Here is a 23909-nt window from a genome sequence, read left to right on the forward strand (position 1 = left end):
ATAGTGGAAAACAATGTCCAGATTCTTCTTTAACGATCGCAAACAGCTGGTCAACGATGCCATTGAAGGCATACTCCTTTCTGCGCCACACGCGAATCTCGTCAAGCTCGATATCGATCCGGCTATCCGCGTGGTGGCACGTGGCGACTGGGATAAAAGCCGCGTGGCGGTGATCTCCGGCGGTGGCTCCGGGCACGAACCGGCGCACGCCGGATTTGTCGGTAAAGGCATGCTGACGGCGGCAGTGTGTGGCGATCTGTTCGCCTCCCCAAGCGTGGATGCGGTGCTGAACGCTATTGTGGCGGTGACGGGCGATCGCGGCTGCCTGCTGATCGTCAAAAACTATACAGGAGACCGCCTGAACTTTGGTCTGGCGGCAGAGAAGGCCAAACGCTACGGCCTGAAGGTCGAGATGGTCATTGTGGCGGACGATATCGCGCTGCCCGACAACAAGCAGCCGCGCGGCATTGCCGGCACGGCACTGGTGCATAAGATTGCGGGCTATGCGGCGGAGCACGGAAAATCGCTGAGCGAGGTGCGGGATATTGCGCAGCAGGCCTGCGATAACCTCTGGAGCCTGGGCGTTGCGATGCAAACCTGCAACCTGCCGGGCAGCGACGATGAAGAAGGGCGCATCAAGCAGGGCCATGTCGAGCTGGGGCTGGGGATCCACGGGGAGCCGGGTGCCTCGGTGGTTGATACGCAAAACAGCAAAGCGATTATCGACACGCTGGTGACGCCGCTCAAAGCGCAGGCGGGCGAGGGGCGTTTCGCGGTGCTGATTAACAACCTCGGCGGCGTCTCGGCGCTGGAAATGGCGCTGCTGACCAAAGAGCTGGCGCACTCGGCGCTAAAAGAGAACATTGCCTGTCTCATTGGTCCGGCACCGCTGGTGAGCGCCCTGGACATGAAGGGCTTTTCTCTGACGCTGCTGAAGCTCAACGATTTGTTCGAAAAAGCGCTGCATGAAGAGGTGGAAACGCTGGGCTGGCAGAAACCCGTGGCGTTTGCCCCTCTGCGTACCGTTCCGCAAACGGCTATTCACGATCGCGTTGAATATACCCCCTCTGACAATCCGCAGGTGAAGGAATCTGTTTCAAGGGTGACGAAGACGCTCATAGAGCTGGAAAACCGCCTGAACGCGCTGGACGCCAAAGTGGGCGACGGCGATACCGGCTCCACCTTTGCGCAAGGGGCGCGGGATATTGCGCAGCGTCTGGAGGAGAACGCGCTCCCGCTTGATGATGTGCCTGAGCTTCTGCTGCTGGTGGGGGAACGGCTGGCTACGGTCATGGGCGGATCGAGCGGCGTACTGATGTCGATCTTCTTTACGGCGGCCGGGCAAAAGCTTCACGAAGGGCAGCCGCTACCTGAAGCCTTGCTCAGCGGGCTGGCGCAGATGAAGCAGTATGGCGGGGCAGATCTCGGCGATCGCACGCTGATCGATGCGCTGCAACCGGCGCTGGAAGCGTTGCAGAAAGGCGATCTTCAGGCGGCGGCGCAGGCTGCGCAGCAGGGCGCCGAAGCAACGGCAAAAATGGCAAAAGCCGGAGCAGGGCGTTCATCGTATGTGAATAAAGAGAATCTGGACGGGGTAATGGACCCGGGGGCGGTTGCGGTGGCAGAGGTGTTTAAGGCCATGGTAGAAGCAAAACGGTAACAACCGTTACCGTTTTTAGTGTTTGCGCCCTCTCCCTGTGGGAGAGGGTTGGGGTGAGGGCATCAGGTTGCACATTCCCCGGCAATGTCACATCAAAAATCCGCTTTCAACACCACGCGGTAGCGGGCTTTGCCGTCGCGCACGTGCTGGATGGCTTCGTTGATTTTCGACATCGGATACAGCTCGGTGGTTGGCGCCACTTTGGTGCGTCCGGCGAACTTCATCAGCTTGCGCAACTCGTACGGCGTACCGGTCGCGGAGCCGGACACGCTGCGATCTCCGCCGATCAGGGTAAAGGCCGGAACCGGCAGCGGCTTCATCACCGCACCCACGGTGTGGAAGTTACCGCCGTAGGCCAGCGCTTCAAAGTACGGCTGCCAGTTGAGATCGACATTCACGGTGTTGATGATCAGGTCAAACTGGCCCGCCAGCGCGTTCAGCGCGTCCGGATCGCGGCTGTTCACGACTTTGTCCGCGCCCATGGCCAGCACTTCTTTTTCCTTCGCCGGGTTAGAGCTGAACGCCGTGACTTCACAGCCCATCGCGTGCAGCAGCTTGATGGCGATATGGCCCAGACCGCCGATACCGATCACGCCCACGCGGCTGGTGGCGGTGACGTGGTGCATCAGCAGCGGTTTAAAGACGGTGATCCCGCCGCACAGCAGCGGACCGGCAGATTCAATATCAATGCTGTCCGGCAGTGGGATAACCCATTGCCAGTCGGCGCGCAGCTTATCGGCGAAACCGCCCTTGTTCAGGATGGTGGGCACCGCGCCTTCAAGGCAGTTGATCTGGTTGCCGCTGATGCAGGCGTCACAGTGGCCGCAGCTGCGTGCCGTCCAGCCAATGCCCACGCGCTGGCCAACCTTCAGCCCTTTGTCCTGCGCGGCGCTGCCGAGCGCCACGACGCGGCCAATGACTTCGTGCCCGGCAACCAGCGGATAGCTGGAGAAGCCCCATTCGTTGTCGATCATCGAGAGATCTGAGTGGCAGACCCCGCAGTAATCAACCTGTACTTCGACGTCTTCTGCTTTTAGTTCGCCGGCATCGTACTCGTACAGCTCAAGTTCTGCACCCGCCTGCGGTGCGGCGTAGCTTTTTATCTTCGACATCGTGTTTCCCCCGTTGTGGTGTGAACTGAGAGTGTAGAGCATTCAGTTTACAGCCGCTTAACAGAAGGGGGCAGGAACGAAACTTACAGACTTTTCAGCATCCTGACTTCGCAGTCAACGTGGCCCGTGCAGCCCAGCGGCGCATCGATATGCTCAAAGCCCAGATGTTCATACAGGCCGATGGCCTCTTTGAGGAAGGCGGTGGTTTCGAGGTAACAGCGTTTAAACCCATGAGCGCGCGCGTGCTCCAGGGCGACCAGCGCCAGCTTTTTCGCCAGGCCCTGTCCACGAACCGACGGCAGGAAATACATTTTCTGCAGCTCACAGATATCCGGCTCGCTGCAGCTCAGCGGCGCTATGCCGCCGCCGCCCACGACATTACCGTCCTGTTCGATGACCCAGTAGGCGTGGCCCGGCTGGCTGTAAAGTTGGAAAAGTTCGTCCAGGTTTGGGTCGGCAACGGTGTAACCTTTATCCGCTGTCAGCCCATACTCTGCAGATACGGTGCGGATAACGGCGGCGATAGCCGGATTGTCCTGCTCAGTGATCCGACGCATCGTCGTCGCGACGGGGGTAATCACGCTCATGGCATTACTCATTACAAAAATTGACACACAGTTGCTGTTAATAGCACCGCGGAAAAGGGAGTGCAAGCGAGGAGTTTTCAGGAAGGTTACCCCTTACGCCCTGAAGCGTAAGGGGTAAAAGCATTACAGGGCTGCAATAACCGCCTGCTGCTCGATCAGCTTGGTCTTCGCATCGGCAAAGGCAACCAGACGCTCACGCTCTTTGGCGATGACCGCTTCCGGCGCGCGGGCAACAAAGCCTTCGTTCGCCAGCTTGCTTTCGATTTTGCCAATTTCCACGTCGACTTTCGCCACTTCTTTCGCCAGACGCGCCAGCTCCGCGTCTTTGTCGATCAGGCCCGCCATCGGGATCAGCAGCTCGGCGCCGTCGATGATTTTGGTCACGGAAACCGGACCTTTGTCATCCGCAGGCAGCACGGTGATGCTCTCCAGACGCGCCATAGTTTTCAGGAAGGTGTTGTTCTCGGTGACGCGACGAACGGCAGCCTCGCTGCAGCCGCGCAGCAGCAGCTCAAGCGGTTTACCAGGGGCGATGTTCATTTCGGCACGGATGTTACGTACCGCAACGATCGCCTGTTTCAGCCACTCGGTATCCGCAGACGCCGCTTCATCAACCTTAGCCGCATCGAATTCCGGGAACGGCTGCAGCATGATGGTATCGGCGTTGATGCCCGCAATGACCTTCACGCGCTGCCAGATGGTTTCGGTGATGAATGGAATGACCGGATGCGCCAGGCGCAGCAGACCTTCCAGAACCGTAATCAGCGTGTTGCGCGTGCCGCGCAGCTCCGCCTCAGAACCGCCGTTCATCACCGGCTTCGCCAGCTCCAGATACCAGTCGCAGAACTGGTTCCAGGTGAATTCGTACAGGATGCCCGCTGCGATATCGAAGCGGTAGCTGTCCAGCGCCTCGCGGAAGGCTTTCACCGTCTGGTTGAATTCCGCCAGGATCCAACGGTCTGCCAGGGACAGGGTCATTTCGCCGCCGTTGAAGCCGCAGTCCTGATCTTCGGTATTCATCAGCACGAAGCGGCTGGCGTTCCACAGCTTGTTACAGAAGTTACGGTAACCTTCCAGACGCTTCATGTCCCAGTTGATGTCGCGGCCGGTAGAGGCCAGCGCCGCCAGGGTGAAGCGCAGGGCGTCGGTACCGTGAGATTCGATCCCGTTCGGGAACTGCTTCTCGGTACGCTTGCGGATTTTCTCAGCCAGCTGCGGCTGCATCATGTTGCCGGTACGTTTTTCCAGCAGGTCTTCCAGGGAGATACCGTCAACCATGTCCAGCGGGTCAATCACGTTGCCCTTGGACTTGGACATCTTCTGGCCTTCGTCGTCGCGGATAAGGCCGGTCATGTAGACGGTATGGAACGGAACCTGCGGCTTGCCGTCTTCGTCTTTGATGAAGTGCATGGTCATCATGATCATGCGGGCAATCCAGAAGAAGATGATATCGAAGCCTGACACCATCACGCTGGTTGGGTGGAACTGACGCAGAGCGTCGGTGTTCTCTGGCCAGCCGAGAGTGGAGAAGGTCCACAGCGCGGAGGAGAACCAGGTATCCAGCACGTCTTCATCCTGACGCAGGGCAACGTCAGCGCTCAGGCTGTTTTCCTGACGCACTTCGTCTTCGCTACGGCCAACGTAGACGTTGCCTTCGTTGTCGTACCATGCCGGGATGCGGTGACCCCACCACAGCTGACGGGAGATACACCAGTCCTGAATGTCGCGCATCCATGAGAAGTACATGTTTTCGTACTGCTTCGGCACGAACTGAATGCTGCCGTTTTCAACCGCTTCAACAGCCGGTTTCGCCAGCACGTCGGCACGTACGTACCACTGGTCGGTCAGCATTGGCTCAATAACCACGCCGCCACGGTCGCCGTACGGCACGGTCAGATCGTGAGGCTTAATCTCTTCCAGCAGGCCAAGCGCGTCAACGGCAGCTACGATAGCTTTACGTGCGGCAAAGCGCTCCAGCTTCTGGAACTCCGCCGGGATCTCGCTGGAATAGACGTCGGATTCGTTGCCTTTGGTGTCGTACACTTCTGCGCTTTCGCGGATATCGCCGTCGAAGGTCAGAATGTTGATCATCGGCAGGGCGTGACGACGACCCACTTCATAGTCGTTGAAGTCGTGCGCAGGGGTGATTTTCACGCAGCCAGTGCCTTTTTCCATGTCGGCGTGTTCGTCGCCCACAATTGGAATACGGCGGTTTACCAGCGGCAGCACCACAAATTTGCCGATCAGATCTTTATAGCGCGGATCTTCCGGGTTAACGGCCACGCCGGTATCGCCCAGCAGGGTTTCCGGACGGGTGGTCGCCACCACCAGGTAATCTTTACCGTCTGCGGTTTTCGCGCCGTCGGCCAGCGGGTAGCGGATGTGCCACATGGAGCCTTTGGACTCGCGGTTTTCCACTTCCAGGTCAGAGATGGCGGTGCGCAGTTTCGGGTCCCAGTTTACCAGGCGTTTGCCGCGGTAAATCAGGTCTTCTTTGTACAGACGGACGAACACTTCTTTCACGGCGTTGGACAGGCCTTCGTCCATGGTGAAGCGCTCGCGCTCCCAGTCCACGGAGTTGCCGAGACGGCGCATCTGACGGGTAATGGTGCCGCCGGATTCTGCCTTCCACTGCCAGATTTTGTCGATGAACGCCTCGCGACCGTAGTCGTGACGGGTTTTACCTTCTTCAGCGGCAATTTTACGCTCAACCACCATCTGGGTCGCGATACCCGCGTGGTCAGTCCCCGCCTGCCACAGGGTATTTTTGCCCTGCATGCGCTGGTAGCGGATCATGGTGTCCATGATGGTCTGCTGGAAAGCATGCCCCATATGCAAACTGCCGGTGACGTTCGGCGGCGGGATCATGATGCAGAAGGACTCTTTGCTTTCGTCGCCGTTAGGCTTGAAATAGCCCTGCTGTTCCCAGTGCTCGTAAAGCGGCTGTTCGATATCGCGTGGGTTATATGTCTTTTCCATTATTTCCAGGTTGCCGTATTCAGGTTAAAACCAGCCAGGCGGTACGCTTTATAGCGTTCGCGCGCCAGTTGTTTCAAGGATTCTTCGTAAGGGACAAAGTCTACCACTTCTGTGAAAGCGGTGGCAAAATCTGCAAAGTCTGTCCGCAGGCTAATGAGAATATCGCGCGCGCTGCTGTTGCGCTTTTGCGGCCAGGCTATTTCGACCGGGGCCCCGCCTCGCGGACCTTCGCCCGACAGGTTATGCGGCACAAAGCTCTCAGGCGGGCGCGCCCACAGCGCTTCATCAAGGCGAATCGCCTGCTGTTCATCTTCACAGGCAATCAGAACGCGTTTACCTGCGCGCCAACGTTCTGCGGCAATTTCACACACCAGCTGTTCAACGGCGCTGAGGCCATCCTGATGGGTGTCGTTGTCCAGAAGGTAGAACGTTGCATTCTTCATATATGGGGCTTCTTGTGCTCGCTTTAAATGCTTAAGCCGGGTGGCGGCTTCGCCTTACCCGGCCTACGGTTTACTGCCGTTTTGACTTACTCGTCGCCGTTGAAACCCGCACGATTGAGCAGGAACTGCGACAGCAGCGCCACCGGACGGCCGGTTGCGCCTTTGGCTTTACCGGAGCGCCATGCGGTGCCGGCGATGTCCAGGTGCGCCCAGTTGTACTTGCGGGTAAAGCGCGCCAGGAAGCAGCCCGCGGTGATAGCCCCGCCAGGACGACCGCCGATGTTCGCCATATCCGCAAAGTTAGACTCCAGCTGTTCCTGATACTCGTCGCCCAGCGGCAGACGCCATGCGCGGTCGCCGGCCTGCTCAGACGCGCCGATAAGCTCGTGCGCCAGCGGGTTGTGGTTCGACATCAGGCCGGTGATGTGGTGGCCCAGCGCAATCACGCAGGCACCGGTCAGGGTGGCCACGTCAATCACTGCTTCAGGCTCGAAGCGCTCAACGTAGGTCAGCACGTCGCATAGCACCAGACGGCCTTCGGCGTCGGTGTTCAGCACCTCAACGGTCTGGCCGGACATAGTGGTCAGGACGTCGCCCGGACGATACGCGCGTCCGCCAGGCATGTTCTCGCAGCCTGCCAGCACGCCAATGACGTTAATCGGCAGCTGAAGTTCCGCGACCATGCGCATCACGCCGTATACCGCCGCCGCGCCGCACATGTCGTATTTCATCTCGTCCATGCCTTCGGCAGGCTTGATGGAGATACCGCCGGAATCGAAGGTCAGGCCTTTACCCACCAGCACGATCGGACGCGCATCTTCGGACGGGTTGCCTTTGTATTCGATGACCGACATCAGGGATTCGTTCTGCGAGCCGTTACCCACCGCCAGATACGAGTGCATGCCCAGCTCTTTCATCTGCTGTTCGCCGATGACGCGGGTGATGACGTTTTTGCTGTAGGAATCAGCCAGCTGGCGCGCCTGAGAGGCGAGGTAGGCGGCGTTACAGATGTTTGGCGGCATGTTGCCGAGATCTTTTGCCGCTTTGATACCGGCGGCAATCGCCAGACCATGCTGGATGGCGCGCTCGCCGCTGGTCAGTTCGCGACGGGTTGGCACGTTAAAGACCATTTTGCGCAGCGGACGACGCGGCTCGCTTTTGTTGGTCTTAAGCTGATCGAAGCTGTACAGGCTCTCTTTTGCGGTTTCGACTGCCTGACGCACTTTCCAGTAGGTGTTACGGCCTTTGACGTGCAGCTCGGTCAGGAAGCAGACGGCTTCCATTGAACCGGTATCATTCAGCGTATTAATGGTTTTCTGAATAACCTGCTTATACTGACGTTCATCCAGCTCGCGCTCTTTGCCGCAGCCAATCAGCAGAATACGCTCTGACAGGACGTTCGGAACATGGTGCAGTAACAGCGTCTGCCCAGGTTTGCCTTCCAGTTCGCCACGTCGCAGCAGGGCGCTGATATAGCCGTCACTGATTTTATCGAGTTGCTCGGCGATCGGGGAGAGTCGGCGCGGTTCAAAGACGCCCACAACGATGCAGGCACTCCGCTGTTTCTCCGGGCTACCGCTTTTTACACTGAACTCCATGCACTACGCTCCTGAATCTTAAAGACAACGGCGGCTGCTACGGATAGAATTGAAACCTTTCGTAACTCATGTCCGCTGTTGTGGTGACTTCGTGTTAATCTTACGTTACTACGGTTTCGACACGTCAGAAAAAGTCCTGAAGCGTGAATCCGCCGGATGTTTTAATCTTAGCGACGATTTCGACGACTCAAGAGAATAAATGACGTTTAAGCCATGAAACAAGCGATTTTCCAGCAAAGAGACGGGTTTTTACGGGCGTATTTAAAGTGATAATCATAAGATATCTGGTGCGGGAGACGCTCAAAAGCCAACTGGCGATCCTCTTCATCCTGCTGCTGATTTTTTTCTGTCAGAAGCTGGTGAAGATCCTCGGTGCGGCCGTTGACGGCGAAATTCCAACGAATCTGGTGCTTTCCCTGCTTGGGCTGGGGATCCCGGAAATGGCGCAGCTTATTCTGCCGCTGAGTCTATTCCTCGGCCTGCTCATGACCCTTGGTAAGCTGTACACCGAGAGTGAAATTACGGTGATGCATGCCTGCGGCCTGAGTAAAGCCGTACTGGTGAAAGCGGCGATGATACTGGCGCTGTTCACGGGCATTGTTGCGGCGGTGAATGTGATGTGGGCGGGCCCTATGTCTTCCCGTCATCAGGACGAAGTGCTGGCCGAAGCGAAAGCAAACCCCGGCATGGCGGCGCTCGCGCAGGGGCAGTTCCAGCAGGCGACTGACGGAAACTCCGTGCTGTTTATTGAGAGCGTTGACGGCAGTAAATTCAACGATGTCTTCCTGGCGCAGCTGCGTCCTAAAGGTAACGCGCGTCCGTCCGTAGTGGTTGCCGATTCTGGCCAGCTTTCCCAGCGTAAAGACGGTTCTCAGGTCGTCACGCTGAATAAAGGCACCCGTTTCGAAGGCACCGCGATGCTGCGCGACTTCCGCATTACGGATTTCCAGAACTATCAGGCCATTATTGGTCATCAGGCGGTGGCGCTCGATCCGACGGATACCGAGCAAATGGATATGCGCACGCTGTGGAATACCGATACCGACAGAGCGCGGGCTGAGTTCCACTGGCGTATTACGCTCGTATTCACCGTGTTTATGATGGCACTGATTGTCGTGCCGCTGAGCGTGGTGAACCCGCGCCAGGGCCGCGTGCTCTCTATGCTGCCAGCGATGCTGCTTTACCTGATCTACTTCCTGCTGCAAACCTCGATTCGCTCTAACGGCGCGAAGGGTAAGCTGGATCCGATGGTCTGGACGTGGTTCGTTAACAGCCTGTACATCTTACTGGCGCTGGGATTAAACCTGTGGGATACGGTGCCTGTGCGCCGCATACGTGCCCGATTCTCGCGTAAAGGAGCCATCTAATGCAGGCGTTTGGCGTTCTTGATCGCTATATCGGTAAAACCATTTTCACCACCATCATGATGACGTTGTTCATGCTGGTGTCGCTCTCCGGCATTATCAAATTTGTCGATCAGCTGAAAAAAGCCGGGCAGGGCAGCTATGACGCGATGGGGGCGGGGATGTACACCCTGCTCAGCGTGCCAAAAGATGTGCAGATCTTCTTCCCGATGGCGGCCCTGCTGGGTGCGCTGCTGGGGCTGGGGATGCTGGCTCAGCGCAGCGAGCTGGTGGTGATGCAGGCCTCAGGCTTTACCCGTATGCAGGTTGCGCTGTCGGTAATGAAAACCGCCATCCCGCTGGTGCTGTTGACCATGGCGATTGGCGAGTGGGTGGCACCGCAGGGCGAGCAGATGGCGCGTAACTATCGTGCTCAGGCCATGTACGGTGGTTCACTGCTCTCGACTCAGCAAGGTTTATGGGCGAAAGACGGTAAAAACTTCGTCTACATTGAACGGGTAAAGGGCAATGATGAACTGGGCGGGGTGAGCATTTATGCTTTCAATGACCAGCGCCGTCTGGAGTCTGTCCGACACGCCTCTTCGGCGAAGTTTGACGCGGAACATAAGCAGTGGCGTTTGTCGCAGGTTGATGAATCTGACCTGACCGATCCAAAACAGATTACCGGGTCACAGACGGTGACCGGCACCTGGAAGACCAACCTCACGCCGGATAAGCTTGGGGTTGTGGCGCTGGATCCTGACGCGCTCTCTATCAGCGGCTTGCATAACTATGTGAAGTACCTGAAGTCGAGCGGGCAGGATGCGGGACGCTATCAGCTCAACATGTGGAGCAAAATCTTCCAGCCGATGTCCGTGGCGGTAATGATGCTGATGGCGCTGTCGTTTATCTTCGGCCCGCTGCGTAGCGTGCCGATGGGCGTGCGCGTCGTGACCGGTATTAGCTTCGGCTTTGTCTTCTATGTACTCGATCAGATCTTCGGTCCGCTGACGCTGGTTTATGGCATCCCGCCGATTATCGGTGCGCTGCTGCCGAGCGCCAGCTTCTTCCTGATCAGCCTCTGGCTGCTGCTGAAACGCTCCTGATTGACCTCTCCTCGCCTCCGGTTCACCGGAGGCGAGGCTAATCTCCTGTTTCACCCCGCACTTTTTCTCACAACCTTCAACGTCCCGCCTCGAATTTGAGTATTATTGAGCGATAAAGTCGTGAAGGGATCCTCTATGAAGCAAATTCGAATGCTTGCCCAGTACTACGTCGACCTGATGATGAAGCTTGGGCTGGTGCGTTTCTCCATGCTGCTGGCGCTGGCGCTGGTCGTTCTGGCCATTGTCGTGCAGATGGCCGTTACGATGGTTCTGCATGGTCAGGTCGAGAGTATCGACGTTATCCGCTCTATCTTCTTCGGCCTGCTCATTACCCCCTGGGCGGTCTATTTCCTTTCCGTGGTGGTCGAACAGTTAGAGGAATCCCGTCAGCGCTTATCAAAACTGGTCGATAAGCTCGAGGAGATGCGCGAGCGCGACCTGAAGCTCAACGTTCAGCTTAAAGACAACATTGCGCAGCTGAATCAGGAGATTTCAGATCGTGAGAAGGCGGAGGCAGAGCGTCAGGCCACGCTGGAACAGCTGAAAATCGAAATGAAAGAGCGCGAGGTGACGCAGATCCAGCTTGAGCAGCAATCCTCCTTCCTGCGTTCGTTCCTGGATGCTTCGCCGGATCTGGTGTTCTACCGCAATGAAGATAAAGAGTTTTCCGGCTGTAACCGGGCGATGGAGCTCCTCACCGGGAAAAGCGAAAAGCAGCTGATTCACCTGAAGCCGCAGGACGTTTACTCCGAAGAGGCGGCCGCCAAGGTCATGGAGACGGACGAAAAAGTGTTCCGTCATAACGTCTCGCTAACCTACGAACAGTGGCTGGATTACCCGGACGGGCGTAAAGCCTGCTTTGAGATCCGCAAGGTGCCGTACTATGACCGCGTCGGGAAGCGCCACGGCCTGATGGGCTTTGGCCGCGATATTACCGAGCGTAAGCGCTACCAGGATGCGCTGGAGCGCGCCAGCCGCGACAAGACCACCTTTATCTCGACAATCAGCCACGAACTGCGTACGCCGCTCAACGGCATCGTGGGGCTGAGCCGCATTCTGCTGGACACCGACCTGACCGCAGAGCAGGAAAAATACCTCAAAACGATTCATGTCTCGGCGGTCACGCTGGGTAACATCTTCAACGATATTATTGATATGGATAAGATGGAGCGGCGTAAGGTTCAGCTTGATAACCAGCCGGTTGATTTCACCAGCTTCCTTGCCGATCTGGAAAACTTGTCTGGTCTGCAGGCGCAGCAGAAGGGGCTGAATTTTGTCATGGAGCCCACCCTGCCGCTGCCGCATAAAGTCGTTACCGACGGCACGCGGCTGCGTCAGATCCTGTGGAACCTCATCAGCAACGCGGTGAAATTTACCCAGAAGGGGCAGGTGGCGGTGCGTATCCGCTATGGCGAAGGCGACATGCTGCACTTCGAGGTGGAGGACTCCGGGATTGGTATTCCGCAGGAGGAGCAGGACAAGATTTTCGCGATGTACTACCAGGTGAAGGACAGCAACGGCGGGAAACCGGCCACCGGCACCGGGATCGGCCTCGCGGTCTCTAAACGGCTGGCGAAGAGCATGGGCGGTGACATCACCGTTGCCAGCCAGGCGGGCAAAGGGTCAACCTTCACGCTGACGGTGCATGCGCCGGCGGTGGCGGAAGAGGTAGAGGATACCTTTGAAAACGACGATATGCCGCTGCCTGCGCTGCACGTGCTGCTGGTGGAGGATATTGAGCTTAACGTGATTGTAGCGCGCTCGGTGCTGGAAAAACTTGGCAACAGCGTGGATGTCGCGATGACCGGTAAAGCCGCGCTGGAGATGTTTAAGCCGGGCGAATATGACCTCGTTCTGCTGGATATCCAGTTGCCGGATATGACCGGGCTGGATATCTCGCGTGAACTGACGCGTCAGTACGCGGCTGATGAACTGCCGCCGCTGGTGGCGCTGACGGCAAACGTGCTGAAAGATAAAAAAGAGTATCTCGACGCCGGTATGGACGATGTACTCAGCAAGCCTCTGGCGGTGCCAGCTCTGACCGCCATGATCAAGAAGTTCTGGGATACCCACGATGAAGAGGAGAGCACCATGACGTCTGTTGATAGCGCAAAAGCCCAAACGATACTCGATACCGCGATGCTGGAGCAGTATATCGATCTGGTCGGCCCGAAACTGATTACCGACGGTCTGGCGGTGTTTGAAAAAATGATGCCGGGCTATCTGAGCGTGCTGGAGTCAAATCTGACGGCGCGGGACCAGAAGGGCATTGTGGAAGAAGGGCATAAAATCAAAGGCGCAGCCGGCTCGGTCGGGTTACGCCACCTGCAGCAGCTGGGTCAACAGATTCAGTCGCCTGATTTACCAGCTTGGGAAGATAACGTGGGTGATTGGGTTGAAGAGATGAAACAAGAGTGGCAGAACGATATTGCGGTGCTTAAAGCCTGGGTGGACGCCAGAAAAAAATGACCCCGGCTAGACCGGGGTGCGCGAATACTGCGCCAACACCAGGGAAATCGTGGCTGCGCCTGTTTTTTAAAGTAATTTTCTAATGGGCGCCGCCGTAAAAATTTAGGCCGCACGCAGATAAGATAGCAAATCTTAAATGGTTTGTTACATGAATCAGTGAAATGTGTGAAGCATAGCGTTTTAATCAAAATTATTAATGTGCTTCAGCGAGTTGCAGAGAAGGATCGTCAAGATGAAAAAAATTGGTGTCGTCCTGAGCGGATGCGGTGTTTTTGATGGTTCAGAAATACATGAAGCCGTAATCACGCTGCTGGCCCTGGCAAAACAGGGAGCAGAGGTTATCTGTTTTGCGCCCGACAAAAATCAGGCGGATGTGATTAACCATCTGACCGGCGAGCCGATGGCCGAAACGCGCAACGTGCTGATTGAAGCCGCGCGTATTGCCCGGGGAGAGATTCATCCGCTGGTGCAGGCAGATGCCGCTGAACTGGATGCCCTCATTGTGCCGGGCGGCTTCGGCGCCGCGAAAAATCTCAGCACCTTTGCTGCCGAAGGCGCCGAGTGCAGGGTGGACCCTGATTTAAAAGCGCTGACGCTGGCGATGCATGCCGCGGGCAAGCCGCTGGGCTTTATCTGTATTGCGCCGGCCATGCTGCCAAACATTTTCGATTTCCCGTTACGGCTGACGATCGGAACCGATATTGATACCGCAGAGGTCGTCGAGGAGATGGGGGGCGAACACGTTCCGTGCCCGGTCGATGACATTGTGGTGGATGAAGGCAACAAAGTTGTCACCACGCCCGCGTATATGCTGGCGAAGAATATTGCGGAAGCCGCCGTGGGTATTGAAAAGCTGGTCGCCCGGGTACTGGTGCTGACGGAATGAGGAGTCAGTTTTCCGCAGGCGCATGGGTGAAACGCCTTCTTCTACGCATCGTTCTCGTGCTGGCGGTGTTCTGGGGAGGTGGGCTGGCGGTGTTCAGCATTTTGCCGGTACCGTTTTCAGCGGTCATGGTTGAGCGCCAGCTTAGCGCGTGGTTCTCCGGTGATTTCGGCTACGTTGCCCATTCTGACTGGGTGAGCATGGATGAAATTTCTCCGTTCATGGGGCTGGCGGTTATCGCGGCGGAAGATCAAAAATTCCCGGAGCACTGGGGGTTCGATGTGGCCGCGATTGAAAAGGCGCTGGCCCATAACGAACGTCACGAAAACCGCGTACACGGTGCGTCAACGCTGTCGCAGCAGACGGCTAAAAACCTGTTCCTGTGGGATGGCCGAAGCTGGGTGCGAAAAGGGCTGGAAGCGGGCCTGACCCTGGGAATGGAAACGGTCTGGAGCAAAAAGCGTATTCTGACCGTTTACCTTAATATCGCCGAGTTCGGCGACGGGGTATTTGGTGTCGAAGCTGCATCACAACGCTATTTTAATAAACCAGCCAGCAGGCTGAGCATGTCGGAGGCGGCGCTGCTCGCGGCTGTTCTGCCTAATCCTATCCGCTTCAAGGCCTGCGCCCCGTCAGGGTACGTGCGAAGCCGTCAGGCGTGGATCATGCGCCAGATGCGCCAGCTGGGTGGGGAAGGGTTTATGGAGAGAAATGCGTTAATGTAGGGCGGGTAAGCGCAGCGCCACCCGCCAGAATAGCAGGCCTAATCTTCGTCGAAGCCGGCGTTAAACAGCGCAATTACCGCCGCCAGGGCTTCCTCTTCCTGAGGTCCGGTGGCTTCTACCTCGATCTGACGCCCCTTGGCGGAGTCCAGCATCAGCAGCGCAATCACGCTGTTGGCTTCCGCTTCGGTGCCTTCGTCATTACGCAGCAGCACTTCTGCATCGAAACCCTGCATCAGCTCAAACAGCTTCATCGCCGGGCGCGCATGCATGCCCAGCTTGTTGGTGATCTCAACGGTTTGTTTTACGGTCATGTTTTACGTTTTTCCAGCGTGCGATGACGGGACTGAACGTTCTTACCGCGCGAGCGGAAATAGTCGGCCAGCTGTTCGGCGATATAGACCGAACGATGTTTACCGCCGGTACAGCCAATCGCTACCGTGAGGTAGCTACGATTGTTTGTCTCCAGCATAGGTAACCATAGCTCAAGGTAGCTTCGCGTCTGGTAGATAAAATTGTGAACTTCTGTGTGTCGGTCGAGGAACGCCGCCACGGGCTTATCCAGACCGGTCATTGGACGCAGTTTTGGATCCCAGTGCGGGTTCGGCAGGAAGCGCACGTCGAAAACATAGTCCGCATCAATCGGAATACCGTGCTTAAAGCCGAAGGATTCGAATACCATCGTCAGCTCGCGCTCGCGTTTGCCCAGCAGGCGGGTACGCAGCATTTCCGCCAGCTCGTGAACGGACATCTCTGAGGTGTCGACAATCAGATCGGCACGAGATCGCAGCGGCTCAAGCAGATCGCTCTCTTCGTCGATGGCGCTTTCCAGCGAGAGATTCTTGCTGGAAAGCGGGTGCAAACGACGGGTGTCGCTGTAGCGGCGGATCAGGGTATTGCGGTCGGCATCAAGGAACAGCAGCTGAGGCGAGAACGCGTCAGGCAGGTTACTCATTGCCTGTTCGAAGATCTCCGGGGATTCAGGCATGTTACGCACGTCGATACTGACGGCGGCGGAGGTTTGTCTCTCCGCTAACGTGCGTGCCAGATCGGGCAATAACACGACCGGCAGGTTATCGACGCAGTAAAAACCCATGTCTTCCAGCGCGCGCAGGGCAACGGATTTACCCGACCCTGAACGACCGCTGACAATCATCAGCACCATGTTCCGTTTCTCCTCAGGACAACAGATGTGAAGGCCATCACCTGGTTATGCGTCATCCTGATTGCCTTCTGCTTCAGTGATAATTTGATAAAGCTCTTCATCACTTTGGGCTGAGCGCAGTCGACGGCAGATGGTTTTATCCGCCAGACGTTTAGCAACCAGCGAAAGCGTATGCAGATGGGTCTTGGTCTGGTCGGCAGGAACCAGCAGCGCGAAGAGGAGATCGACGGGCTGGTTATCAATGGCGTCAAAAGCGATTGGCGTTTCCAGTTGCACAAACACACCGACGGCACGCAGGGTGTCCTCTTCCAGCTTGCCGTGCGGGATCGCGATGCCGTTGCCGATACCGGTACTGCCCATCTTTTCACGGGTCAGAATTGCTTCGAACACCACCTGCGGCGGCAGGCCCAGCTGTTTTGCAGCCAGTTCACTGATGATCTCCAGCGCACGTTTTTTGCTCTGGCAGTGAACGGCACTGCGGGTACATTCCTGGTTAAGGACATTGCTCAGTTGAAGAGCGGAATCGTTGTTCATCATAATTTCACCTAAGCGCTAACTGTACAAATGGCCTGTTGTGTTTCACAACAGGCCGTCCTGCACCCGTTAACTGCCCGGACAATTAGTGTTGTTTCAGTTTATCTTTATGTTTATTGAGCTGTCGCGCAAGCTTGTCAATCAAGCCGTCGATAGCCGCGTACATGTCCTGCCCTTCCGCACTGGCATGGAGCTCACCCCCGTTTACATGCAGGGTCGCATCCGAGATATGAGTCACTTTCTCCACTTTTAACACAACGTAGACCTGGTTGATCCTTTCGAAATACTGCTCGAGTTTCGCGAACTTAGCGTTCACGAAGTCACGTAAAGCCTCAGTAATCTCGACGTTGTGTCCTGTGATATTGAGCTGCATAGTGTCTTCCTTATCGGTTGTGTCAGACCAGCTGTTTACGCTGGTTAGACGGCGGAATGGATAAAGACTCTCGATACTTCGCAACAGTACGACGTGCCACCATAATACCCTGATCGGACAGCATGGTGGTCAACTTACTGTCACTTAGTGGCTTCGCGGGGTTCTCCGCGGCGATCAACTTCTTCACCAGGGCGCGAATCGCCGTTGAGGAGGCTTCGCCGCCACCCTCGGTGTTCACATGGCTGGAGAAGAAATACTTAAGCTCAAAAATACCGCGCGGACTGTGCAGATACTTCTGCGTGGTGACGCGGGAAATGGTGGATTCATGCATCTCGACGGCCTGGGCGATATCCGCCAGCACCATCGGTTTCATATACTCTTCGCCCTGCTCAAAGAATGCCTGCTGCTGTTCAACGATGCAGCGGCTCACGCGAAGCAGGGTATCATTCCGGCTCTCCAGGCTTTTGATCAACCATCGCGCTTCCTGAAGATTGCTGCGAATGTATTGATTGTCGGAGTCGTTGCGCGCGCTGGTACACATGGAGGCGTACTGCTGGTTGATTTGCAGGCGAGGGATGCTGTCAGAGTTCAGTTCAACGACCCAGCGGTCATTGTGTTTTCTGACCAGCACGTCCGGGATAACGTACTCGGGTTCGCTGGTCTGGATCGACTGACCGGGACGCGGATCGAGGGACTGGATGAGATTTACCGCCTCTTTCAGCACCTCTTCCTTCAGGCGCGTCACGCGCATCAGGGTGCGGAAATCGTGGTTAGCCAGAAGATCCAGATGATCGCTGATGATTAAGCGTGCCTCGTCGAGCCACGGTGTTTCTTTGCTGAACTGAGAAAGCTGGATCAGCAGGCAATCGCGCAGATCTTTCGCGGCCACCCCAACCGGATCGAAGCGCTGAATGCGTTTCAGTACCGCTTCAATCTCCTCAATCTCAATCTCTTCATCGCCCATGCTTTCCAGAATGTCGTCCAGCGTGACGGTCAAATAGCCGGTGTCATCAACGGCGTCGACAATCGAAGTGGCAATGGCGCGGTCGGTATCGGAGAAGGGGGTAAGCTCTACCTGCCACATCAGGTAATCCTGCAGCGACTGGGTGGTTTCACCTTGGTAGACCGGTAGCTCGTCGTCCTGGTAGTCTGCACGCGTGCCGGAAGGGGTGCCGGCGGTATAGATTTCATCCCAGCTGGCATCCAGCGGAAGCTCGTCCGGCATCTCTTTTTGTTCGAGTGCATCCGCGGTGTCGAGCGCTTCTGTGTCCTGCAACTGCTGGGTATCTACCTCGTCATGAAGATCGGCTTGCTCCAGCAGGGGGTTGCTGTCCAGCGCCTGCTGGAGCTCCTGCTGGAGTTCTAAGGTGGACAGTTGCAACAGACGAATTGCCTGCTGTAACTGCGGCGTCATCGCCAGCTGTTGGCTGAGCCTTAATTGCAAACCTTGCTTCATGTTCAGAGCATTTTTCTCCGGTTCGGCGTTACGTTACCTCTACCCTATCAGAGTCTGAAGTCTTCCCCAAGATAGACGCGCTTAACATGATCGTCTTCGAGGATCTGCTGTGGCGTACCGTGAGCGATCAGATTGCCCTGGCTCACGATATACGCGCGTTCACATACCGCCAGCGTTTCACGAACGTTGTGGTCGGTGATCAGCACGCCAAGCCCGCTGTCACGCAGATGCTCGATAATGCGTTTAATGTCGATAACGGAGATCGGGTCAACGCCCGCAAACGGTTCATCCAGAAGGATAAACTTCGGATTGGCGGCCAGCGCGCGCGCAATCTCAACACGACGACGTTCACCCCCGGACAATGCCTGGCCCAGGCTGTCGCGCAGGTGCTCGATGTGAAACTCTTCCATCAGCTCGTTGGCGCGATCCTGACGCTGTTCGTTGGTCAGGTCGTCGCGAATTTGCAGGACCGCCATCAGGTTATCAAAGACGCTCAGACGACGGAAAATAGAGGCTTCCTGCGGCAGATAGCCGATGCCACGGCGCGCGCGCGCGTGCAGCGGCAGCAGGCTGATATCTTCATCGTCAATAATAATGTTGCCGGCATCGCGCGGCACAATGCCAACCACCATGTAGAAGGTGGTGGTTTTACCCGCACCGTTCGGGCCAAGCAGGCCCACAATTTCGCCGGAGTTGACGGTCAGACTGACATCTTCTACGACACGGCGGCCCTTATAGGCCTTCGCGAGATTTTTTGCAGTTAATGTTGCCATAGCGAATTAGTTACTCTTCTTCTGTGCCGGGGCCTGGCCCTTGCCTTTGTCCTGCAGCTGCGACGGAACCAGCACGGTGGTTACGCGTTTGCCTTTCTCGCTGGAGGCCTGCATTTTTTGCTCTTTCACCAGATAGGTAATCTGGTCACCGGTAATATTGCTGTCCAGCTGTTCCAGGTACGCTTTTCCGGTCAGGATGACCAGATCCTTCGCCAGCTCATAGTGCATATGCGAGGCGTGGCCCTTCACCGGCTTGCCGTTGTCCTGCATCTGGTAGAAGGTGGCCGGGTTGCCGTAACCATCAATGATCTCTTTGCCCTGCTCGCCGCCCGGACGGGTAACGACCACTTTATCGGCGTTGATTTTGATGGTGCCCTGCGTCACGACGACGTTACCCGTGAAGGTGACGACGTTACCCTGCATATCGAGAGACTGGGTGTCGGACTCGATATGGATCGGCTGGTCGGTATCGCCCGTTACAGCAAGCGCGGGGAGACTGGCCGCCAGCATCGCGCTGGCGATAATTACTTTAAGGCTGAGTTTGTTTGTTTTGAATTTCATAGGAGGTTCTAACCTTTTCAATCAGCTCGGCGTTCTTGCTGCGTAAGTTCCCGCGCATTCTTAAACCGCTGGAATTAAATGTTGTGCCATACAGTGTGACCAGATCCTGCGACGTCACGTCCTGGGTTACCAGGTTGATCTGAGCATTATCCGTCGTAATTTTTCGCAGTTGCGAGTCAGCGGTCAGGGCGTTGACTTCAACGTGGCCATACAGATAAAGCATACGGTCATTTGTCAGTTTGGCCCGATCTGACTTAATTGACCACGTCGGCACTTTGTCTTTATCGAAAGTGGTCATGACAGGTTGGGTAAACCACGAAACGCCGTCATCGGAAAAGTATTCAACGTGCTGGGCAATCAGGCGATAGTTCAGCGCACCTTCCGGGCTATAGACCACGGTGTCGCTGTGATCGCTTTTATAGGTTGGATCGTTATTGTTGACGACTTCCGTTTGCGTATCGTCGCGATCGGCAAGGTTCACGCCAATCAATACCAGTGCGACAAGCGAAAGCAGAATGATAACCCAACGTCTGGTTTTACTCATATCGATTGCCCTTTGGCTTCATCAAGCTTGCCCTGCGCCAGCAGAAGCAGATCGCAGACTTCACGGACGGCACCCCGGCCACCGTTGATGTGGGTAACGTAGTCAGCGCGTGGGATCAGCAGCGGATGAGCATCAGCAACCGCGATGCTAAGACCGACTTCGGCCATCACCGGCCAGTCAATCAGGTCGTCCCCGACGTAGGCCACGTTTTCCGGTGCGATAGCCAGTTTACCCAGTAAATCGTTGAACGCTGCCATCTTATCGGATTGACCCTGGTAAAGATGGGTAATGCCTAAGGTTTCACAGCGGTCTTCTACCAGTTTAGCTTTTCGTCCGGTGATGATAGCAACCTCGATACCTGAGGTGAGCGCACAGCGGATACCGTAGCCGTCGCGAACGTTAAACGCTTTCAGCTCTTCACCGTTATTGCCCATGTAAATCAGGCCATCGGAAAGTACGCCATCCACATCCAGAATGAGCAGACGAATATTTTCCGCCTTTGCCATCATCTGGGTACTGACCGGACCATAACAGGTTGCAAGGGATGCACCCGCATTACTCATTGTCTTATCCTTTATTACACTACGCCAGCGCGCAGCAGATCATGCATATGTACCACACCCAGCAACTGGTCGCCATCGGCAACCATAACGGAGGTGATATGGCGGGACTGCATCAGGTTCAGCACATCCACGGCCAGCGTACCCGGACGCACGCGAATGCCGCCGGGCGTCATCACATCGGCAATGCCGAGCGTGCGGACATCTACACCCATGTCGAACACGCGACGCAGGTCGCCATCGGTGAAGATCCCCTGAATTTTCATCAGATCGTCGCACACGACCGTCATCCCCAGATTCTTGCGGGTGATTTCCAGCAGGGCATCACGCAGGGAGGCTTCTTTACTGACGTGAGGGATCTCATCCCCGGTGTGCATAATATCGTTTACCCGCAGCAGCAGCTTACGTCCCAGCGCGCCGCCCGGGTGGGAGAGCGCGAAATCTTCCGGCGTAAAACCGCGGGCTTCGAGCAGCGCGACGGCAAGCGCATCGCCCATGACCAGCGCGGCGGTGGTGCTGGACGTTGGCGCCAGGCCGAGCGGGCAGGCCTCTTTCGGCACTTTAACGCACAGGTGAATATCGGCCGCACGCGCCATGCTACTTTCCGGACGGCTGGTCATGCAAATCAGCGGCACCTGCAGACGCTTCAGTACGGGGATCAATGCCAGAATTTCATTGGACTCACCGGAGTTGGACAGCGCGATAACGATATCCTGCGGCGTGACCATCCCCAGGTCGCCGTGCGCGGCTTCCCCCGGGTGTACAAAGAAGGACGAGGTTCCGGTGCTGGCAAACGTTGCCGCCATTTTGCGCCCAATGTGGCCGGACTTGCCCATCCCCATCACCACGACTTTCCCGGCACAGTAGAACATCTTCTCACATGCCAGACTAAAATCCTGATTAATGTACTGATCTAACTGCGCCAGACCTTCACGTTCAATCTCCAGAACCTCTTTGCCTGCTTTCTGAAAGTCAAAACCCGGCTGCAATTCTATTTGCGACATAATGCGTTTCCGTTTACCCAGAGAGAAGAGGCGAGAGCCAGTACAGCATCGCCATCCATACGATAAATCCACCCGTCAGCAGCGCGCCTGCGCCTTTGCCGATCTGGCGTTGCCGCCGCCAGCAGAGCAGGGCAAATATCACGCTGACCAGCAGCATCACCCCGTAATCGCGTGAAAACGCCAGAGGGTTAAACGGCCCCGGCGTAATCAGAGCCGGCAGGCCCATGACAATCGCGATATTAAATATGTTGGAGCCGATGATATTACCAATGGCGATGTCATCTTCCCCTTTACGCGCCCCCGCAATGGCGGTGGCCAGCTCCGGCAGGCTGGTGCCGATAGCAATCACCGTCAGGCCAATCGTCAGTTCGCTCATGGCGAAATAGTTCGCCAGTACCGTCGCGTTATCCACAACCATGCGAGTTGCCATCGGCATGATGATCAGCGCAACGCCAAGCCAGAGCAGGGCGACCGGCAGCGTACCTTCACGCGGGAGTTCGGCAACCTGCTCACGCGTCAGGCTATCCTGACCCTGTTTTTCCGCCTGGCGGGCAATTTTAACACTATACAGTAACCAGATGACGGCCAGCGCCAGCAGGAAAATGCCGTCGCTATAGCTCAGTACGCCATCATAGAATACGCATCCTGCCAGCAGGCTTACGACTAACATTAGCGGCAATTCACGTCGCAGAACATCAGAATGGACGCGAAATGGATGGAGCAGTGCCGCAAGGCCTAAAATCAGTAATATATTGACGATGTTAGAGCCAATCGCGGTGCCAATTGCCAGGTCCAACTGACCATGCAGCGACGCCGAGACGGAGACGATGATTTCAGGAAGTGACGTGCCAACGCTGACCACGGTCATCCCGATGACAACAGGCGGTACGCCCGTCAGGCGACACAGGATAGATGCAGCAAAGACTAAACGGTCAGCACTGTAGACCACTAACAGTAAACCAATGATTAACAGTGCTGTTGCTAAAAGCATCAAAAGTCCTTTCTTCAGGTATACTTGTCGGTCCATCGCGCGGGAATGGCTGGACTGCATACGGTCTGAGGCGTAACGAATTCCTAATTTTGACTTTATGCGCCGGAAAAGTAAAACAAATGCCAGCTTTCGCTAACCTCAACGGCTAATATTCTGTAAAAATGCGGGGTTAAGGGCTGATTCAGGCTGCACGCCTTAACGTGAGCAGGGTAAGAAAGGAACTATAAATGAGCCAAACGATGGCGAATATTGTCGATGTCCGCGGGGTGAGTTTTTCTCGCGGCAATCGTCTGATATTCGATGATATTTCGTTGACCGTACCGCGTGGCAAAATCACCGCCATCATGGGGCCGTCCGGGATCGGTAAAACGACTCTCCTGCGCCTTATTGGTGGTCAGATCCCACCGGATAGCGGTGAAATCCTCTTCGATGGCGAAAACGTCCCGGAGATGTCGCGCTCGCGCCTGTATACTGTCCGCAAACGCATGAGTATGCTCTTTCAGTCAGGGGCGTTGTTCACCGACATGAACGTCTTTGATAACGTAGCCTATCCGCTACGCGAGCATACCAGCCTGCCGCCTGAGCTGCTGAAAAGCACGGTGATGATGAAGCTTGAAGCCGTGGGGTTGCGGGGAGCCGCGAAGCTGATGCCTTCGGAGCTTTCCGGCGGGATGGCGCGCCGCGCCGCGCTGGCGCGAGCCATTGCATTAGAGCCCGATTTAATCATGTTCGACGAACCGTTCGTCGGGCAGGATCCTATCACGATGGGCGTGCTGGTAAAGCTCATCTCTGAACTGAACAGCGCGCTTGGCGTAACCTGTATCGTGGTGTCTCACGATGTACCGGAAGTATTGAGCATTGCCGATTACGCCTATATCGTGGCGGACAAAAAGATCGTTGCACACGGTAGCGCCCTGGCGCTGCAGGAAAATTGCGATCCGCGCGTGCGGCAGTTCCTTGACGGTATTGCTGACGGACCCGTACCGTTCCGCTACCCGGCGGGCGATTATCGTGACGATTTACTGGGAATAGGGAGTTAAGCCACT

At 56.4% G+C, this 23909-nt stretch carries 24 protein-coding genes; 8 read left to right on the top strand and 16 right to left on the bottom strand.

Going from position 1 to position 23909, the window contains the following annotated elements:
* Positions 1 to 13: 13 nt before the first annotated feature.
* Entirely contained in the window at positions 14 to 1660 is a 1647-nt protein-coding gene (locus tag UTO39_RS15585; RefSeq protein ID WP_320727536.1) for a dihydroxyacetone kinase subunit DhaK, read from the top strand.
* Positions 1661 to 1752: 92 nt separating this feature from the next.
* Here UTO39_RS15585 and UTO39_RS15590 read toward each other — a convergent pair whose 3' ends face one another.
* From UTO39_RS15590 to pepA, 5 genes are all read right to left on the bottom strand, one after another.
* Complete coding sequence (locus UTO39_RS15590) at positions 1753 to 2772, bottom strand: NAD(P)-dependent alcohol dehydrogenase (protein WP_320727537.1); 1020 nt, start codon at positions 2770 to 2772, stop codon at positions 1753 to 1755.
* 83 nt (positions 2773 to 2855) lie between these two features.
* Complete coding sequence (locus UTO39_RS15595; protein ID WP_061096943.1) at positions 2856 to 3359, bottom strand: GNAT family N-acetyltransferase; 504 nt, start codon at positions 3357 to 3359, stop codon at positions 2856 to 2858.
* A 123-nt stretch (positions 3360 to 3482) separates the two neighbouring features.
* Positions 3483 to 6338 carry a valine--tRNA ligase gene (locus UTO39_RS15600; RefSeq protein ID WP_061096944.1) on the bottom strand — a complete coding sequence of 952 codons (2856 nt, stop codon included), beginning with the start codon at positions 6336 to 6338 and terminating at the stop codon, positions 3483 to 3485.
* Entirely contained in the window at positions 6338 to 6781 is a 444-nt protein-coding gene (gene holC, locus UTO39_RS15605; protein ID WP_003861884.1) for a DNA polymerase III subunit chi, read from the bottom strand. The genes UTO39_RS15600 and holC overlap by 1 nt, the downstream gene beginning before the upstream one ends.
* Positions 6782 to 6867: 86 nt before the next feature.
* Positions 6868 to 8379 carry a leucyl aminopeptidase gene (pepA, locus tag UTO39_RS15610; RefSeq protein WP_014833462.1) on the bottom strand — a complete coding sequence of 504 codons (1512 nt, stop codon included), beginning with the start codon at positions 8377 to 8379 and terminating at the stop codon, positions 6868 to 6870.
* A gap of 143 nt (positions 8380 to 8522) precedes the next feature.
* Here pepA and UTO39_RS15615 point away from each other — a divergent pair, with 143 nt between their 5' ends.
* The 6 genes from UTO39_RS15615 (at position 8523) to mtgA (ending at position 14905) form a co-directional block, all read left to right on the top strand.
* On the top strand, positions 8523 to 8582 hold the full coding sequence (locus UTO39_RS15615) for a hypothetical protein (RefSeq protein WP_213743486.1): 60 nt from the start codon (positions 8523 to 8525) through the stop codon (positions 8580 to 8582).
* 63 nt (positions 8583 to 8645) lie between these two features.
* Positions 8646 to 9746, top strand: coding sequence for an LPS export ABC transporter permease LptF (gene lptF / locus UTO39_RS15620; RefSeq protein ID WP_028014576.1), 1101 nt, complete (start codon positions 8646 to 8648; stop codon positions 9744 to 9746).
* Entirely contained in the window at positions 9746 to 10828 is a 1083-nt protein-coding gene (lptG, locus tag UTO39_RS15625; protein ID WP_028014575.1) for an LPS export ABC transporter permease LptG, read from the top strand. Before lptF ends, lptG begins: the two co-directional genes overlap by 1 nt.
* 135 nt (positions 10829 to 10963) lie before the next feature.
* Positions 10964 to 13297, top strand: coding sequence for an aerobic respiration two-component sensor histidine kinase ArcB (gene arcB, locus UTO39_RS15630; RefSeq protein ID WP_320727538.1), 2334 nt, complete (start codon positions 10964 to 10966; stop codon positions 13295 to 13297).
* 232 nt (positions 13298 to 13529) lie between these two features.
* Positions 13530 to 14183: an isoprenoid biosynthesis glyoxalase ElbB gene (elbB, locus tag UTO39_RS15635; RefSeq protein WP_320727539.1), complete on the top strand. Its 654-nt coding sequence runs from the start codon at positions 13530 to 13532 to the stop codon at positions 14181 to 14183.
* On the top strand, positions 14180 to 14905 hold the full coding sequence (gene mtgA / locus UTO39_RS15640; protein ID WP_320727540.1) for a monofunctional biosynthetic peptidoglycan transglycosylase: 726 nt from the start codon (positions 14180 to 14182) through the stop codon (positions 14903 to 14905). The genes elbB and mtgA overlap by 4 nt, the downstream gene beginning before the upstream one ends.
* Before the next feature lie 38 nt (positions 14906 to 14943).
* On the opposite strand, the gene npr is transcribed toward mtgA, so the two are convergent.
* From npr to UTO39_RS15695, 11 genes are all read right to left on the bottom strand, one after another.
* Complete coding sequence (npr, locus tag UTO39_RS15645) at positions 14944 to 15216, bottom strand: PTS phosphocarrier protein NPr (protein ID WP_003861872.1); 273 nt, start codon at positions 15214 to 15216, stop codon at positions 14944 to 14946.
* Positions 15213 to 16067: an RNase adapter RapZ gene (rapZ, locus tag UTO39_RS15650; protein WP_014885397.1), complete on the bottom strand. Its 855-nt coding sequence runs from the start codon at positions 16065 to 16067 to the stop codon at positions 15213 to 15215. The genes npr and rapZ overlap by 4 nt, the downstream gene beginning before the upstream one ends.
* 45 nt (positions 16068 to 16112) lie before the next feature.
* The gene (gene ptsN / locus UTO39_RS15655; RefSeq protein ID WP_008501443.1) at positions 16113 to 16604 is read right to left on the bottom strand and encodes a PTS IIA-like nitrogen regulatory protein PtsN; all 492 of its coding nucleotides are present in this window, start codon (positions 16602 to 16604) and stop codon (positions 16113 to 16115) included.
* A gap of 82 nt (positions 16605 to 16686) precedes the next feature.
* Entirely contained in the window at positions 16687 to 16974 is a 288-nt protein-coding gene (gene hpf / locus UTO39_RS15660) for a ribosome hibernation promoting factor (protein ID WP_014171818.1), read from the bottom strand.
* A gap of 22 nt (positions 16975 to 16996) precedes the next feature.
* Complete coding sequence (gene rpoN / locus UTO39_RS15665) at positions 16997 to 18430, bottom strand: RNA polymerase factor sigma-54 (RefSeq protein WP_061096948.1); 1434 nt, start codon at positions 18428 to 18430, stop codon at positions 16997 to 16999.
* 47 nt (positions 18431 to 18477) lie between these two features.
* The gene (gene lptB, locus UTO39_RS15670) at positions 18478 to 19203 is read right to left on the bottom strand and encodes an LPS export ABC transporter ATP-binding protein (protein WP_028014570.1); all 726 of its coding nucleotides are present in this window, start codon (positions 19201 to 19203) and stop codon (positions 18478 to 18480) included.
* Between the two features lie 6 nt (positions 19204 to 19209).
* Positions 19210 to 19764: a lipopolysaccharide ABC transporter substrate-binding protein LptA gene (lptA, locus tag UTO39_RS15675; RefSeq protein WP_061096949.1), complete on the bottom strand. Its 555-nt coding sequence runs from the start codon at positions 19762 to 19764 to the stop codon at positions 19210 to 19212.
* On the bottom strand, positions 19733 to 20308 hold the full coding sequence (gene lptC / locus UTO39_RS15680) for an LPS export ABC transporter periplasmic protein LptC (RefSeq protein ID WP_028014568.1): 576 nt from the start codon (positions 20306 to 20308) through the stop codon (positions 19733 to 19735). Before lptC ends, lptA begins: the two co-directional genes overlap by 32 nt.
* On the bottom strand, positions 20305 to 20871 hold the full coding sequence (gene kdsC, locus UTO39_RS15685) for a 3-deoxy-manno-octulosonate-8-phosphatase KdsC (RefSeq protein WP_025756695.1): 567 nt from the start codon (positions 20869 to 20871) through the stop codon (positions 20305 to 20307). Before kdsC ends, lptC begins: the two co-directional genes overlap by 4 nt.
* 14 nt (positions 20872 to 20885) lie before the next feature.
* Positions 20886 to 21872 carry an arabinose-5-phosphate isomerase KdsD gene (gene kdsD / locus UTO39_RS15690; RefSeq protein WP_023333606.1) on the bottom strand — a complete coding sequence of 329 codons (987 nt, stop codon included), beginning with the start codon at positions 21870 to 21872 and terminating at the stop codon, positions 20886 to 20888.
* Positions 21873 to 21885: 13 nt separating this feature from the next.
* Positions 21886 to 22863 (bottom strand): calcium/sodium antiporter, encoded by a 978-nt coding sequence (locus UTO39_RS15695; RefSeq protein ID WP_028014566.1) that lies wholly within the window; start codon positions 22861 to 22863, stop codon positions 21886 to 21888.
* A 227-nt stretch (positions 22864 to 23090) separates the two neighbouring features.
* On the opposite strand from UTO39_RS15695, the gene mlaF reads away from it, so the two are divergent.
* Complete coding sequence (gene mlaF, locus UTO39_RS15700) at positions 23091 to 23903, top strand: phospholipid ABC transporter ATP-binding protein MlaF (RefSeq protein WP_320727541.1); 813 nt, start codon at positions 23091 to 23093, stop codon at positions 23901 to 23903.
* Positions 23904 to 23909 lie beyond the last annotated feature (6 nt).

It is taken from the genome of Enterobacter sp. 118C5, from assembly GCF_034107645.1.
Taxonomy (GTDB): domain Bacteria; phylum Pseudomonadota; class Gammaproteobacteria; order Enterobacterales; family Enterobacteriaceae; genus Enterobacter; species Enterobacter nematophilus.